The sequence below is a fragment of the Citrobacter sp. CK188 genome, assembly GCF_030333525.1.
Taxonomy (GTDB): Bacteria; Pseudomonadota; Gammaproteobacteria; order Enterobacterales; family Enterobacteriaceae; genus Citrobacter_B; species Citrobacter_B koseri.
Genome location: NZ_JAOWFU010000029.1, coordinates 778,611 through 793,747 on the forward strand (window position 1 = coordinate 778,611; position 15,137 = coordinate 793,747).

13 protein-coding genes are annotated in these 15,137 nt (G+C 52.4%); 6 read left to right on the forward strand and 7 right to left on the reverse strand.

Annotated features, from left to right (window positions below; genetic code table 11):
* Positions 1-99: 99 nt before the first annotated feature.
* The 5 genes from dhaM to OGV67_RS09275 all read right to left on the reverse strand — a co-directional run bounded on the left by dhaM (position 100) and on the right by OGV67_RS09275 (position 4,868).
* Positions 100-1,533, reverse strand: a complete 1,434-nt coding sequence (gene dhaM / locus OGV67_RS09255) for a dihydroxyacetone kinase phosphoryl donor subunit DhaM (protein WP_115614266.1) — start codon at positions 1,531-1,533, stop codon at positions 100-102.
* A gap of 10 nt (positions 1,534-1,543) precedes the next feature.
* Positions 1,544-2,176, reverse strand: coding sequence for a dihydroxyacetone kinase subunit DhaL (gene dhaL / locus OGV67_RS09260; protein WP_012132103.1), 633 nt, complete (start codon positions 2,174-2,176; stop codon positions 1,544-1,546).
* A gap of 11 nt (positions 2,177-2,187) precedes the next feature.
* Positions 2,188-3,258 carry a dihydroxyacetone kinase subunit DhaK gene (gene dhaK / locus OGV67_RS09265; protein WP_047463312.1) on the reverse strand — a complete coding sequence of 357 codons (1,071 nt, stop codon included), beginning with the start codon at positions 3,256-3,258 and terminating at the stop codon, positions 2,188-2,190.
* Between the two features lie 242 nt (positions 3,259-3,500).
* Positions 3,501-4,133 (reverse strand): winged helix-turn-helix transcriptional regulator, encoded by a 633-nt coding sequence (locus OGV67_RS09270; RefSeq protein ID WP_012132105.1) that lies wholly within the window; start codon positions 4,131-4,133, stop codon positions 3,501-3,503.
* A 72-nt stretch (positions 4,134-4,205) separates the two neighbouring features.
* Positions 4,206-4,868 carry a winged helix-turn-helix transcriptional regulator gene (locus OGV67_RS09275; protein WP_024130277.1) on the reverse strand — a complete coding sequence of 221 codons (663 nt, stop codon included), beginning with the start codon at positions 4,866-4,868 and terminating at the stop codon, positions 4,206-4,208.
* Positions 4,869-5,244: 376 nt separating this feature from the next.
* Between OGV67_RS09275 and OGV67_RS09280 the strand changes: the two genes are divergently transcribed.
* The 6 genes from OGV67_RS09280 (at position 5,245) to OGV67_RS09305 (ending at position 11,187) form a co-directional block, all read left to right on the forward strand.
* Positions 5,245-5,775: a fimbrial protein gene (locus OGV67_RS09280; protein WP_165383403.1), complete on the forward strand. Its 531-nt coding sequence runs from the start codon at positions 5,245-5,247 to the stop codon at positions 5,773-5,775.
* Between the two features lie 50 nt (positions 5,776-5,825).
* A complete protein-coding gene (locus OGV67_RS09285) occupies positions 5,826-6,503 on the forward strand; it encodes a fimbrial biogenesis chaperone (RefSeq protein ID WP_115614268.1) in 678 nt (225 codons plus the stop codon).
* 25 nt (positions 6,504-6,528) lie between these two features.
* A complete protein-coding gene (locus tag OGV67_RS09290; RefSeq protein ID WP_200003609.1) occupies positions 6,529-9,015 on the forward strand; it encodes a fimbria/pilus outer membrane usher protein in 2,487 nt (828 codons plus the stop codon).
* A 29-nt stretch (positions 9,016-9,044) separates the two neighbouring features.
* Complete coding sequence (locus OGV67_RS09295; protein WP_115614269.1) at positions 9,045-9,977, forward strand: fimbrial protein; 933 nt, start codon at positions 9,045-9,047, stop codon at positions 9,975-9,977.
* A gap of 14 nt (positions 9,978-9,991) precedes the next feature.
* Entirely contained in the window at positions 9,992-10,510 is a 519-nt protein-coding gene (locus tag OGV67_RS09300) for a fimbrial protein (RefSeq protein WP_049008900.1), read from the forward strand.
* A 251-nt stretch (positions 10,511-10,761) separates the two neighbouring features.
* Positions 10,762-11,187 (forward strand): helix-turn-helix domain-containing protein, encoded by a 426-nt coding sequence (locus OGV67_RS09305; RefSeq protein ID WP_181899676.1) that lies wholly within the window; start codon positions 10,762-10,764, stop codon positions 11,185-11,187.
* 31 nt (positions 11,188-11,218) lie between these two features.
* Here the strand turns inward: OGV67_RS09305 and OGV67_RS09310 are convergent, their stop codons facing one another.
* Both OGV67_RS09310 and OGV67_RS09315 read right to left on the reverse strand, forming a co-directional pair.
* Positions 11,219-12,121 (reverse strand): LysR family transcriptional regulator, encoded by a 903-nt coding sequence (locus OGV67_RS09310; protein WP_199976318.1) that lies wholly within the window; start codon positions 12,119-12,121, stop codon positions 11,219-11,221.
* 201 nt (positions 12,122-12,322) lie between these two features.
* Positions 12,323-14,611, reverse strand: coding sequence for an FdhF/YdeP family oxidoreductase (locus OGV67_RS09315; RefSeq protein WP_012132117.1), 2,289 nt, complete (start codon positions 14,609-14,611; stop codon positions 12,323-12,325).
* Positions 14,612-15,137: the final 526 nt, after the last annotated feature.

The window sequence follows — 15,137 nt, forward strand, 5'->3', positions numbered from 1 at the left end:
AACTGGTAAACATTTCCCGTTATCGCCGGTTGAAGCGTGGGGATGAGCGCGGTGATGCGACAGCGCGCCCTCAGAAGAGGACGCGCGATGGGAGAGCGGTCAGTCAGAAAAGAGAATGCGCTGTGCCGCGAGATCCAGCGTAATCGACTCGCCGGTGCTCAGGGCATATACCGCTTCCCCTTGCTGACAAAGCCAGCCGATCCCCATTTCACGGGCGATGATTGCCGAATGTGATTCATTGCTGCCTGCGCTCAGGCAGATCCCTTTAACCGTCTGTGGGTCGAACTGCAACACGGTGGACGGGAAGATATTTTCTGCCGCCACGATTGTCGGGCGCGTGAATACCGGCAAGCGCGCGTTTATTCCGCTCAGGTGCCTCAGCGTCCGATGGAGAATATCGTCGATATCGATATAGCGGGCCTGCAAATAGGCGTCGTCGAGCTGTCGGTACTGATCGCGGAGATCGTCCAGCACGCTGCGCCACGCCGTTTCCGCCCGACATGATTTATCACGCATCACCTCACACGCCATCTCGTACAGCTCGGGGTCATCCAGCAGCGTGTGATGCCCGGAAAAAATCGCCGCCAGATCGGCGGAGTATTTATCTTCCGCCAGCGTGGTCAGCGCGTTGAGATCGTCCAGCGTCTGACGAATCGCCGTTTGCAGGCGCTGCTGCTCTTCCGGCAAATTGACGGTCGTCGGATTTGCGACGTCCGGTGCAGCGGGGGAATAGCAGAACACCACGCCGGAGACCTGCGCGGGGAGCTGACGCGCCGTGCTGCTGGCAGGCGTCTCTTCCACGGACTCGCCAAAGTTTTCCGCCGCCAGCTGTTTGAACGCCGCCAGCGCCTCGTCGGCCTGTTCTCCTTTGGCGATCAGGCGCAGAGTATCGTTGCAGCGCACCTGTAATAACGCTATCTGATTCAGGCTGTCCGGCGTCACGCATTTGCCATTTTTCTCCAGCAGCATGTCGGCCCGAAACCCCGACAACGTGGAGACCAGCCGTGATGCCGGACGAACATGCAGCCCGTTTGGATTTTTCACCACAACAGAAATGGAGTGGGCGTCGTTATCCTGAAATGCTGGTTTTGTGGCGACGCCCCCGGTTTGAGTGGGTGACGGTAAACCCAGTTGTTCACGCTTGGCATCCAGCGCGCTCATGGCGTCATTGATGACTTTATCAATACCGGCGCCCATTGCCGCGCTGACCGTCGCCGCCAGCGTGCCTTCTACCAGCGGCGCCGCGCATAAGCGGACTTTCGCCGCAATCGCCGGGTCGAGCAAATCCAGGGCGGTTTCGGCGCTCAATAATGCGCTGCCCATATCCATCATGACCAGGATATGGTCCGCATCAGCCACGGATTCGATGGCTTCCATCACCTTGAGCGGATCGGTGCCAATCGGATTTTGTGGGTCGTCGATACCGGCTGCAATCGCGAGTTTACAACCATCGCCGATTAACATCTGCCGGGCTAACTGCCCGACGCCTTCACCCAACAGGGCGCTGTGCGAAACAATGACCAGGTTTACCATCGCGTTATCCTTACTCTTTTGCCGCTGCCGCCAGCATTTGCATCATGAACATCACGGAGGTTGCGCCCGGGTCCTGATGGCCGATGCTGCGCTCGCCAAGATAGCTGGCGCGCCCTTTGCGGGCCTGCATGGTGATGGTGCTCTGCGCCGCCGCTTCGGCCTGGGCGCTGGCGGCATCCAGCGCCGCCTGCACCGACAGGTGCTGTTCGCATGACTGGCGCAGCGACTCCACAACCGGCCCCCAGACGTCACACATGGTTTTATCGCCAGGCTCTGCTTTACCTCGGCTGGTCACGCCTTCCGCGCCTTCCCGCATCATCTGGTACAGCTCGTCGAGCGTCAGGCTCTGGTGTGCCTGTGTCACCTGGGCGGCGCGAATGAAGAACGTGCCGAACAGCGGGCCGCTGGCGCCGCCGACGCTGGAGAGCAGCACCATCCCTGTGTTCTTCAGGATGAAGCCGATGTCTTTATCCGCAATCGCGGGTAATTTTTCGACGACTTTACTGAAGCCGCGATGCATATTCAGCCCGTGGTCGGCGTCGCCAATCTCTCTGTCCAGACCCGTCAGATAATCACTCTCTTTGGTGAAAATCTCACCGCAGCGGTAGAGCCAGTTAACAATGTGTGTTCTGTTGAGTGACATACATAATCTCCTTATTTGCCCCAGTTGAGCGCAGGCGTGTGAACCGGCGCGTCCCAGAGCGCGAGCGTTTCATCGTCCACTTTTAGCAGGGTGATGGAAAAGCCGGTCATATCCAGAGAGGTACAGTAAGAGCCGATCAGGTTGCGTTCAATGGTAATGCCGGTTTCCTGACAGCGGCTTTCAAGCCGGTTATAGACGCCGAACAGTTCAGACAGCGGCGTGGCGCCGAGATTGTTGACCAGCGCAATGACGCGATCGCCACGCTGCAACGGCTGTTTGCTTTGCTTATCTTCCTGCCAGCTTCCCTGATGATGATCCCAGTGACGCAGCGTGCGGCTGTATGCGCCGTTTTCCAGTAGCGTGTCAAACATTTCATCGACAGTTTGATCGAGAGAAGAGAAGGGGCGACGGTCAATGCCGGGTTCGCCGTGAATTCCCACGCCAAACTCCATTTCGTTATCCTGCAATGTGAAGGACGGTTTGCCCGCCGCAGGCACGGTACAGGCATTGAGCGCGATGCCGATTGAATGCCCCTGATTATTCAGCTTACGGCCAAGCTCCGCGCAGGCTTCCAGCGTGTCACCGCGTTCTGCGGCCGCGCCCACCAGTTTTTCAATTAATACCGTATTGGCGACGCCGCGACGACCGGCGGTATAAAGGCTGTCTTTGACCGCTACATCATCATCTACCACAACGGTGGTGACTTTTACGCCGCTGTCGTGCAGCAGCTCCGTGGCGGTTTCAAAATTCAGGATGTCGCCGGTGTAATTCTTAATGATCAGTAAGACGCCTTCGCCGCCGTCAATGTGCATGGCGCACTCAAACATTTTGTCTGGCGTCGGTGAGGTGAAAATTTCGCCCGGGCAGGCGCCGGAGAGCATGCCTGGCCCAATATAGCCGCAGTGCATGGGTTCATGCCCGCTGCCGCCGCCGGAAAGCAGCGCCACTTTTCCTGCCACTGGCGCATCTGACCGGGTAACGTAAACCGGGTCCTGATGCAGCGTCAGCGTCGGGTACGCTTTTGCCAGACCAGCGAGTTGTTCGTTCAGTACCTCTTCTACACGGTTAATCAGCTTTTTCATTATTTTGCTCCGCATCTTCTGCTGTAGGGGTATCGGTTGTGTACCATGACACGGCTACCACTCACTGCCGATAACCTTATTGTGCAACAGTGAGCGGAAAAGAAAATTCGGCCATAACATGTTTCATCAACGGAACATTTATGCTTAATCATGTTTCATTATGGAACGCAAAGGCGAGGTAATCGTCAGAATTGCGATCCCGACCAACGAATGCCGCCGCTTTAAGCGTAAAAAACGGGGGGTTAGAAACGAGAAGGGAGGTGATTAATTGCGATTAATTTGCCCTGTTCCAGTTCGATATAGCCGCCTTTTTTCAGCGCTGACAGCATTTTCATCACGCTGCTGCGCGAAAGGCGGGTACGTTCAAGAATATACTGGTAGGCCGCCATCTGAGAGCGGATGCTTTCCGGCTCCTGGCTTAGCGCCTGCAACTGGTAGCACAGCAGATCGTAAGCGGTCGGCGCTGTCGCCATTTCATTCTGGATAAACAATTTATTGGTGACGATGATCATATGCTTTGCCATGATCTCCCACAGGTGCTTGCGCTCAATGGTTTCCATCACGTCATCCAGGGGAATTGTCGCCGCTTCGCACTCTTCGAGCGCGCGAATCAGCAGTTTATCCGACAGGGCGCTGGTGAACCCCAGGGAGACCGGGGCAGAAGCTATCCCCAGCAACAGACTATTTTCGATGTTCTCAATGCTTACGACGCCCGTGCGGAAAAACAGGCACTGGTGCTCGCCCCCCTGGACGAAGACAAAGCGACTTCCGCGAGGATACCGTTTGAAATCCTGTTCTGACGTGAGTGCGTTGAGCAGCGCAATTGCATAGGGCGAAGGCTGCTTCAGTTGATTAAAGGAAGAATCCAGGGGCATGGTAGGTGTTATCCGGTCACTGTCATTGTCATTCTATTTTAGTGGCTCTGCGTTAATGCGTGTTGAGCATAGCTAGTATTTCAGGGGAATATTCTGCTGAATTTGCTTCAGAACACCACGATCGGTCACGATGTAGCCGCCTTTTTTTAAATCGGCCAGTATCTTCATCACGCTGCTGCGCGACAGAAATGTTCTTGACTGAATATAATTTGCGGCAGTTATATTTTGCCTGAATTCATTAGACTCGCGCATTAATTCATACAACTGAGCGCGAATAATATCATAGGATGTCGGCGCTGAAATGCGCGTACAGTGGTCGTACACCCGACCGGCGGTGTAGATAAGCACCTTCGCCAGACTTTCCCAAAGATTCTCATTTGCTATAACGTCGTTAACTTTCTCCAGTGGAATAAAGGCGATCTCAGAGCACTCCTCACTGCGCATCAGCAAATATTCAGCATCAACCAGTTGATTGCTGAGGCCAAAAATAAAGGGGGCGACTTCTGAGTTAAGCATGAAGCCGTCCCGTGCTCTGAAAACCCCAATGGTTCCCTTCAGCAATAAATAACATTGATGTGGTCTATTATTTTCGTTGTTAATAATTTGTCTGCATTTTGTTTCTCGTGTGTTTGCGTGTGGCTTCAGGTGCGCAATCAGTTTTTCTACATGTTCAATTGGCTTCAGAGGCAGAGCCTTATACATACTTGATTCAATAGCTATTTTGGTTTCAGGCATGATCTGTCCTCCCATATAATAGTCTCTGTAATAGCGTAACGTCTTGCTTGAGCTAATAATTATGGTGACAGACTAAAAATAAGTGAATCCAGAACAAGGTGTAAAATTACACCAAAAAATCACTTGAGCAAATATGTGCATTTATATGAAAATTTAAATTAAGGAGAACTTAATTGACATCGCGCCTTGATTCAGGATTCAAACCGCTGACGTGATGCGGCCCGAATGATGAAGGGGAAATCGCATGTTATTTATCTCCTTGTCTTTACGATGATAGCTAAAAATAAGCGTTTCCCGACAGCCCATTTCCAGAGCAGAAAATGTATGGACATTATGTCGTAACGCGATAAATAAACAGGTGTTAAGGATAGCGATGATGAAAAAAAATATGATAGCAATGGCGCTTTCCGCTGCGGCCATTTTGTCAATATCACATGCGATAGCGTATGACGGCACGGTCAAATTTGTGGGTCAGGTTCTTGATACCGCCTGTACCGTAGATATTGGCGCCAATAATACAATGACCGTTGATATGGGAAGTGTCTATAAAACAGCGTTTACCAACGCAGGGGATGAAGCGTCAACGACCAAATTTACCTTGCGTCTGATTAACTGCCCCTCTTCCGTCACGTCCGCGCGGGTGAAATTTGATGGCGTTAATCATTCGGGTAATACCGATCTGTTGGCGCTTTCCGCCGATCCCGGTTCGGCAAGCGGGGTGGCCATTCGACTGATGACGGCAGACAGATCGCCTTTAGGCCTTAATCAGATCAATGGCTATTCCTATTCACTGTTAGATATGGTTGACAACCAACTGGATTTCTACGCCGCCTATGTCGCCACCAGCGTGCCTGTTGTGCCGGGCGTCGTGAACGCCGTAGCAAACTTCACCGTTAACTATAACTGACGAGCATATGTTGTTGGGGGGCCGATAACCGGCCCTCTCAGAGGTTTACCATGAAAGTATTACGTGTTTGCGCCACCGCGTTGGCGCTGTTTGTTATCGGCGTTTCCAGTGTGAATGCTGGTGTTTCCATTGGCGGAACACGGGTTATTTACGATGGCGGTAAAAAAGAAGCGTCATTAAGCGTCAGTAATCCCGATAATATTCCGTATTTAATTCAGTCGTGGATCGAAACGCAAAATGACGGTAAGGGCAAAGCCCCTTTTATTATTACACCGCCGCTTTACCGACTTGATAACGGGCAGCAAAACGTAATGCGTATTATTCGGGCGGGAAATCTGCCTGAGGATAAAGAGTCCCTGTTTTGGCTGAATATTAAATCGATACCGTCGGCCCAACGTAAGGATAATACGTTACAGATTGCGGTTAAAACACGAATAAAACTGATTTATCGGCCTGCGTTGCTAAGCAAGTCAACGCCTGAAGCGCAGCTCGGAAAGTTAAGCTGGAGCCGGAGCGGGGCGTTTATTCAGGTAAATAACCCCACGCCTTATTACGTTAATTTCAATGAAATTAACGTATCCGGTAAGAAAGTTGACAATGTAACGTTTGTGGCGCCGGGGAGTACCGCCCGTTTTGCACTGCCTTCGGGCGGAAATGGCGGAAGCGTGAAATTCAGGATTATTAATGATTACGGTGGAATCAGCGAGGAGTACAGCGGTTCTGTTTAAGTAGCGACGGGTCGGAATTACGTTAATGATGATAGCCAAATATATAATTAATCCGTATCCGGCCAGGCTTGTATTGTTTATCTCCCTGGGAATATTCAGCGTGCTGAATGAGGTTCTGGGTCGGGATTACTTTAATCCGGCGCTACTGGAGCATATACCATCCGGTAGCGAGAATATCGATCTTTCTGGTTTTGAAATGGGAGGGCAGGCACAGGGCACTTACCATGTCGATATTATCCTCAACGGGCAGTTTCTGGACACGCAGGATATCGCATTCAATAAAACACCAACGCCTTCTGGTGAGGATGTGCTTGAGCCCTGCCTGTCGGGGGAAATGTTGCAACGCTATGGCGTTAACATCGCGCAGTATCCGGGTGTGCAGGGCAAAGGGGATTGCGCCGATTTGTCCGCTATTCCACAGGCTTCAAGTGAGTTCCAGTTTTCGACGCAAAAGCTGTTGTTAAGTATTCCGCAGGCGGCGTTATCTGCCAGAGCGCGGGGGGATGTCGCGCCGGAACTCTGGGATGAGGGCATTACCGCCGCGATGCTTAACTACAGTCTGAGCGGTGATAACAGTAATAGCCAGTACGCTAATTTACGCCCCGGAATAAATATCGGCCCGTGGCGTTTGCGCAATTACACCACCTGGCGGCGCAGCGGTCAGGGCGATGAGGACTGGGATTCGATTTATACCTATGTCCAGCGCAATATCGTCCCGCTGAAAGCGCAACTGGTGCTGGGAGACAGCGCCTCTCCTGCGGATGTTTTTGACAGTATACCGTTTCGTGGCGGCCAGCTTGCGTCAGATGACGACATGCTGCCCGATTCGCTGAAGGGATATGCGCCCGTGGTGCGCGGTATTGCCCGCACCAATGCGCAGATCGTCATCCGGCAAAATGGCTACCAAATCTACCAAAGTTACGTGGCCCCTGGCGCGTTTGACATTACCGACATGTTCCCCACGGGAGGCGCCGGCGATCTGGAGGTCACGGTTAAAGAGGCGGATGGCAGTGAGCAGCACTTCACCGTCCCGTTCGCATCATTACCGGTGTTACAGCGTGAAGGCCGGTTCAAATATGCGTTAACCGGCGGGCGCTATCGCTCCAGCGACAGTCGTGTGGAACAAACCGATTTCGGCCAGGGAACCGCGATTTATGGTTTGCCGGGCGGTTTCACGCTTTATGGCGGCGTCCAGACTTCCCGTAACTATCGGGCTATAGCGTCCGGCGTCGGTAAAAATCTGGGAACGATTGGCGCGCTTTCTGCCGACGTAATCCAGTCATGGGCGCAACCCGCTGATGGCAGCAAGACTCAGGGGCAATCCTGGCGTGTGCGCTATAGCAAAAATAGCGTCGCGACAGGAACAAACTTTTCGATTGCGGGTTACCGATATTCAACGCGCGGTTACTACGGTATGCAGGACACTTTCGATACGTATGGCGGTAGTTCCGGGCAGATAACGAAACGACGTAACCGTATGGAAGCCAACGTCAACCAGTCCCTGGGCTCAGGCGGCGGATCGTTGGCGTTAAGCGCGGTACAGGAGGACTACTGGCATACCGGAAAACCGATGCAGTCGTGGAGCGTGGGGTATCACAATGCCTGGAACGGCGTGAGCTATAGCGTCGCCTGGACGCTGAGTAAAAACGGCAGCGGCGATCGTTATGATAAAGACCAACAGCTGGCGCTGAATATCAGCATTCTGCTGGATCGCTTTATGAGCAATACCTGGGCCAGTTATGGCATGAATGCCAGCAGCGGGAAGGGCGCGACTCATAGCGCAGGGCTGAGTGGAACGGCGCTGGCTGGCAACGCGCTGAACTGGAATATTCAGCAAGGTTACGGCACGGATGACGTAGGGTATACCGGTAGTCTGAGCGCGGATTATAAGGGTACTTACGCCGATGTTAGCGGGGGGTATCGTTACGATCGCCACTCGCAGCGCGTGAATTACGCTCTCGCGGGGGGCGTGCTGGCATATGCCGATGGCGTAACGTTCTCTCAGCCTTTGGGGGAAACCAACGTGCTGATTGGCGCGCCTGGCGCATCGGGGGTCGGGATTAAAAACCAGAGCGGCGTACGAACTGATTTTCGTGGCTACACCGTTTCCGCCAATGTTTCACCGTATCGCAAAAATGATATCGGCCTGGATACGGCATCCGTTGCGGACGATGTTGAACTGGCGCTCACCAACAAAACCGTTGTGCCGACCCGTGGCGCGGTCGTGAGGGCGGACTATGTCGCTAATGTTGGGCTGCGCGTGCTGTTGACGTTGACCAGACCCCACGGTTCGACGGTGCCATTTGGGGCGATGGTGACGTTAAAAGGCGCGCAAGAACAACAATTTATTGTTGGTGACGAGGGGCAGGTCTATTTAAGCGGCATGCCGCCGGAAGGGACGCTGAATGTGGTCTGGGGACGTGACGGCGAGCAGCGCTGCACGGCAAATTATTCATTAACCGCAGCCGAGAACTACAGCGGCGTTAGCGTGACCGGCTCTCTTTGCCGCTAAGTGGGCTGACCTCTCGTGAGAATCTGACAATGAAACGAACTTATCTCTTATTCAGTTTACTGATGCTTTTTTCAGGGTTCAGCGTTGCCGATGACTGTACCGTTAATACGACATTATTTAATACCGTCTCAATGGGGAATATTGTCGTGCAGCGAGATGCGCCGGTAGGGGCAGAAATCGCCCGCGCCAGGGTCTCCGGGTATGCCAAACTGTTGGTCACGGCGCCTGGCGGTGCCGTCTATTGCAACGGCGCTTATGCGATCAATTACCTGTCAGCGACGCCTTCGCCGATAAATCATGTTTACAACACCAATCTGAAGGGGGTGGGAATCAGGCTATCCATTCCCGCAGGGGATTTTGTGCTGCCGTCAAATGGCGCCAGCTATATCTATAACCTCGGTAACTATGACGTGATGCTGATTAAAACAGCAACGATCCAATCGGGATATTTGACGCCGGGAGTGATTGCACAGGGATGGTTTGGTACGCCGGATCATTCTTTTATGCAGATTTCAATGGGCGCCGATACCCAGGTGACGGCGCTCGCATGTTCGTTTTCCAGCCAGATTCTTAATTTTCAGCTCGGTGATATTAATGCCGCTGAGTTCACCGGCCAGCCCGGAGCCGTGCTGTCGCACAGCGATACGCAAAATCTGGGGCTGAACTGCGATCCGGGGGCGAATATCAATGTTGAACTGGCGGGAACGCAAAACCCTGATGCGCCGGCTGACGCCAGCGTTCTGGCGCTGACCGGGCAGGGTAGCCCCGAAACGGCAGGCGGCGTGGGAGTCCAGATAGTTTATAACGATGTGCCGCTGCAACTGAATAACCGCATCGTACTGAAAAAATCCGCAGGCGGGCAGGAGACATTTCCGCTGGTGGCGCGTTATTACCAGACCAAAAGCCAGGTGAAGCCGGGCAGCGCGAATGCCACCGCCACGTTGAATATTACCTACCAATAACCCAAGGAAAAAGTATGCCTGGAAGAAAACGCTGGCTGCTGGCCCTGATGCTGCTTACTGGTCAGGTATGGGGTCAGGGCGATCCGATCGCATTAAACATCAAAGGGAATGTGAAAGCCGCGCCGTGTCAGGTGAGCAGCGACAGCATCACTAAAACCGTTGATTTAACGGCGGGGAGTCCGGTAACGGCCTCATCAATGTATACCGCAGGGTCAACGACGCCGTGGGTCAGTTTTGATTTCAGCATTGAACATTGCCCGGAAGGCACAACCGGCGTGATGATTCAGTTTAACGGCAACGCTGATGACATGCATCGCGATGATATGTATCGCAATCTGGGAACCGCTACCCCTGTCGCGATACAGTTGCAGGCGGCGGACGGCCGACCGCTGGGCGACGGTCAGGTTCTGACCAGTGAAATTGTCGCACAGCGTTACACCTGGAATTTACGCGCCCGGCTCTACAGTGAACAAGGGCAGGTCTCACCGGGAACCATTGATTCGGTTGTGACGGTTTCATTGAGCTATCAGTAATTATTACCCGGAGCCGCGTATACATGAATATTGTCATCAGATGTCAGGATCGTTTTTATCAATACGGATTGCGCGCGTTATTGTGCGAAATATTTCCACCGAACCTGAATCGGACCACGCTCACCTTTAACGACTATGACTACGCAAACGCCGCCTGTGCCGATATCTTAATTCTGATTCTGCACCCCGGTGAACAGTATATTTGTCATGCTGAAATGCGATTTCGTGCGCCACGCCTGATGATTGGCCTGGTGGATAAAAAACATATTCCCGCGCGAGGAGAAATTCCCTCCTGTATAGGAAACATCGTGTTTATTCCGCTCAATGCAAGCGTCAGTAAGATCAGTAAAGTGATTAAGCAGCATTGGTTTTCTTTACAGCAGGCAAAAACGCCCCATGCCGTACACCACTGCGGGTATTGCCCGCATAAGACGCTTACCGGGCAACAAAACCAGCTCGCTGCCTTTCTTTATGCGGGGATGACGTCAAAGCAGATTGCTTACAAAATGGCGATCGGTCAGAAAACGGTGCTGGCGCATCGAAACGCGTTAATGACGAAATTCCGCTTAAGAACCGATCGTGAATTATTACTGTTTTTAAATGCCGTAAAGGAAAAAAACCGGCACAGAAACGGCATGTGCGAATCCTGCAATGATGAAGATGGATGGCTTGTGTAAGCAATCCACGCAAAGGCGCGGATTGCGGGTATTACGAATGCTGTGGGTTGTGGGCGGCGTAGATGTCGCGCGCGTCCGTAAAGCAGCGCAGCGCGAGCGAGGAAACCGGCGCTTGCTTACGCATGATCAGGCCGACAGGGGCTTCAATGTTGGAATTGACGATCGGCGTAATATGAAAATTACTGTTTAAATTCTCCAGCCCATTATTGAGCGGCATAATGGCGCAACATATGCCACGCTGTACGGCCTGAATAATCTGGAATGTCGAATCGCTTTCGAAAATATGCTTAGGCGAGATTCCGGCTGATTTAAAACTCATATCCATGTGCTCTCTGTAATGCATACCTTTGGTCAGAAAACCCAGCGGGAAATTAATGAGATCGTTCCAGGAGAGGCTCTCATTTTCTATTTTGAAATGGCGCGTGTCGTGCAGCAGACCCATCCGGGTTTTCGCTAACGGGATAACATCAAACGGACTGACATCAATGTTATTCAGATAACATATTCCCAGCTCCAACTGGTTGCTGTTTACGCCTTCGGCAATTTGCTCCGAGGTCATGGAATAGAGACTAAATTGCAGTTCCGGGTATTTGGGGGTTAATTCGCGAATAAACAGCATAGGATCGACGCTGGCGAGCGGCACCATACCCAGACGGAGCACGCCGACAACCTGTCCTTTGCAGAGCGCGGCCTCGGCCTGTAAGCCATCGTGCGCGGCCAGTAGGGATTTTGCCCATGCCAGAATACGTTCGCCTTCCGGGGTAAAGCCTTCAAAGCGTTGCCCGCGAACGATAAGCACCAGACCAAGCTCCTCCTCCAGATTGCGAATGCGCATGGAGAGGGTGGGTTGCGTGATATTACACTGCGATGCGGCCTTACCAAAGTGACGGGTCTGATCCAGCGCGATTAAATATTTGAGTTGTTTTATGTCCATCATTCATCTCTTCGGCAGACGGTCTGTTGGGGGCAAAGAAGAGGCTCCGGCAGCCGTTTGCGCTACGACATGGGTTCACATTATTGCATGAATGTATAAATTTTGTAACCGAATTGCGGCGTAACAATACCGTTTCTGCGCGTCAGTGGCTGAAAAATAAATCCCCTTATTCAGCAGAACGTCATGAATAAGGGGCGAATTTTACAGCGCGCGAATTTCTTTTGAGCGCAAGGTGATATTTACCGGTACGGATTTATAAGAAGGCGTACCGCTCTCTTTATCAATATAATTGAGCGGAACCAGAACATTGGCCTCAGGATAATAGGCGCCGACAGAACCTGCCGCAATGCTGTAGGCCACGACGGTGATATCTTCCAGGCAGAGATCGCTGTCAGGCAGGGCCGTTCGGATATCGACGCGATCGCCATGTTCGAGCCCTAACTGCTCCATATCGCCTTCGTTCATAAAGATAATGTCACGACGGCCAAATACGCCGCGATAACGATCGTCCATCGCGTAAATGGTGGTGTTGTACTGATCGTGACTTCGCAGGGTAATCAGACGCAGCGTATTTTCACCTTCGCCGGTCACGTTCTCGTTAACGCCGTGGAATACGGAGAACATAGCTTTGCCCGTCGATGTCGGCCAGACGCGTTCGGTCGGCGGCAGTGGCATACGGAAACCGCCAGGCACCCGGATACGATCGTTGTAATTGTCGAAACCGGGAATGGTTTGTTCAATCAGTTCGCGGATGAGATCGTAATCAGCAACCAGCTCCATCCAGCCGATTTTGCTGTTTGTCAGCGTGGCTTTCGCCATTCCGGCAATAATGGCTGGTTCCGAACGCAATAACGGCGACGCCGGTTTCAGTTTGCCGGAGGAGGCATGCACCATCGACATAGAATCTTCTACCGTGATGGATTGTCTGCCGGTACGCTGAATATCCAGTTCGGTGCGCCCGAGGCAGGGGAAGATGAACGTCTCTTTCCCGACCAGCAGATGCGTTCGGTTCAGTTTGGTGCCGATGTGGACGCTCAAGTCCAGCCCGTGCATTGCCGGGAACCCCTGTTCGTGATCGGGCATTGCCACGGCAAAGTTACCGCCCAGGCAGATCAGCGCCCTGGCGCGCCCGTCGATCATGGCCTGCGTCGCCTGTACGGCGTCGTGTCCGTGTTTCGACGGGGGAACAAACCCGAAAACGTCGCTTAACCGTTCGAGGAATTCTGGCGCCGGTTTCTCGGTAATGCCGACGGTGCGGTTCCCCTGAACGTTGGAGTGTCCGCGAAGCGGGCAAATACCTGCGCCGGGTTTGCCAATATTGCCGCGCATTAACAGCAGGTCGGCAATCAGACGCACGTTCGCCGTCCCTTTGTTATGCTGGGTAATGCCCATGCCGTAGGTGATGATGGTGGCGTTGGACCTGGCGTAGGCTTCCGCGACTTTTTCCAGTTGCTCACGGTTTAAACCTGATTCGCGCTCAATGGATTCCCAGGAGGTTGCAGCAATATCTGCGGCAAAATCGTCAAAGCCCAGCGTATGGGCGGCGATAAACTCGCGATCCAGAACATCGCCACGCTCGGCTTCCAGCTGCAACACATGTTTGGCAATGCCTTTCAGCGCGGCGGCATCACCGCCAGCCCTGACCTGGAAATAGGTTGAGGCGATGTCGGTTGAGCTGTAGGTCGCCATTTCGATGATGCTCTGCGGGTCGGCAAAGCGTTCCAGCGCTCTTTCTCGCAGCGGGTTAAAGACGATAATCGGCACGTCGCGGCGCGCAAGCTCGTGCAGCGTCCCCATCATGCGGGGATGGTTTGTCCCTGGGTTATGGCCGATAGCGATCACCAGTTCCGTCTTTTCAAAATCATCCAGCGATACGGTTCCTTTACCGATGCCAATTGAGCGCGGCAGGCCTACGCTGGTGGCTTCGTGGCACATATTGGAACAGTCGGGAAAATTGTTGCTGCCGTATTCGCGCGCAAAAAGCTGGAACAGATATGCTGCTTCGTTGGAGGCGCGACCGGACGTGTAAAATTCCACCTGTTCAGGGGAGAGGCCGCGAAGCACTTCGCCGATGCGGGCAAAGGCCTGTTCCCATTCGACAGGGCGAAATGTGTCGCTTTCTTTGTGATAGGCCAGCGGATGAGTCAGGCGACCATACCCTTCAAGTTCGAAATCTGTTTTCTTCAGCAGCGCGCTGACGGTATTTTTGGCCAGAAACGCCGGTGTGACGCGCTTGCTTGTCGCTTCCCACGTGACGGCCTTCGCACCGTTTTCGCAAAACTGAAACGTTGATTTATGTTCTTTATCCGGCCATGCGCATCCCGGGCAGTCAAAGCCGTCTGGCTGATTTGTGCGTAACAGGGTAACGGGTGCTTCAAGCGCGTCCATTTGTGTACGAACGGCAATGGCCGTTGCTTTTAACGCGCCCCAGCCGCCAGCAGGACCGTCATAGTGTCTGACTCCGGGAACTGAACGTCTTTTCTTATTCATATGAACTCCTGACTATTCTGGTCACATTGGCATCCTGAAATAGCTACATAACAGGTAGGGTTATTCCAGTGTATTTAACAATTACGTTTAGCGGCTGCGCGTTATATAAATAAAAGCCAGCCGGACAAATATCCATTTGAAAAGCCATTAACCTTATTTAAAAAATGGGTAATGGTGATGGTTAATAAATACAAACAGTTGTCTCTATCCGGGAGATAACAGCAACATCTTTTATTATTCGTTATATAAAACTTTATATAACAGATGGTGGAACCCAGTTAATTCGCGGGGTTTGCCCGGATTATGCGGCGTCTGCGCTGTCGATTTAAAGAAATTATAACAGGATTTTATCATTATCATAATAAATGTTATCTATCACTTATTAAATTTAACCTATTTGAACTTTTTGAATAATTGTTTGAGACTAATTAAACACGCCGAAAATTATTAGATTCACCTGCTCTGAAATATTCAGAAAATCGCTATTAATCAAAGAAAAAGGCTGGAAATGAAAGCGTTGTACAAA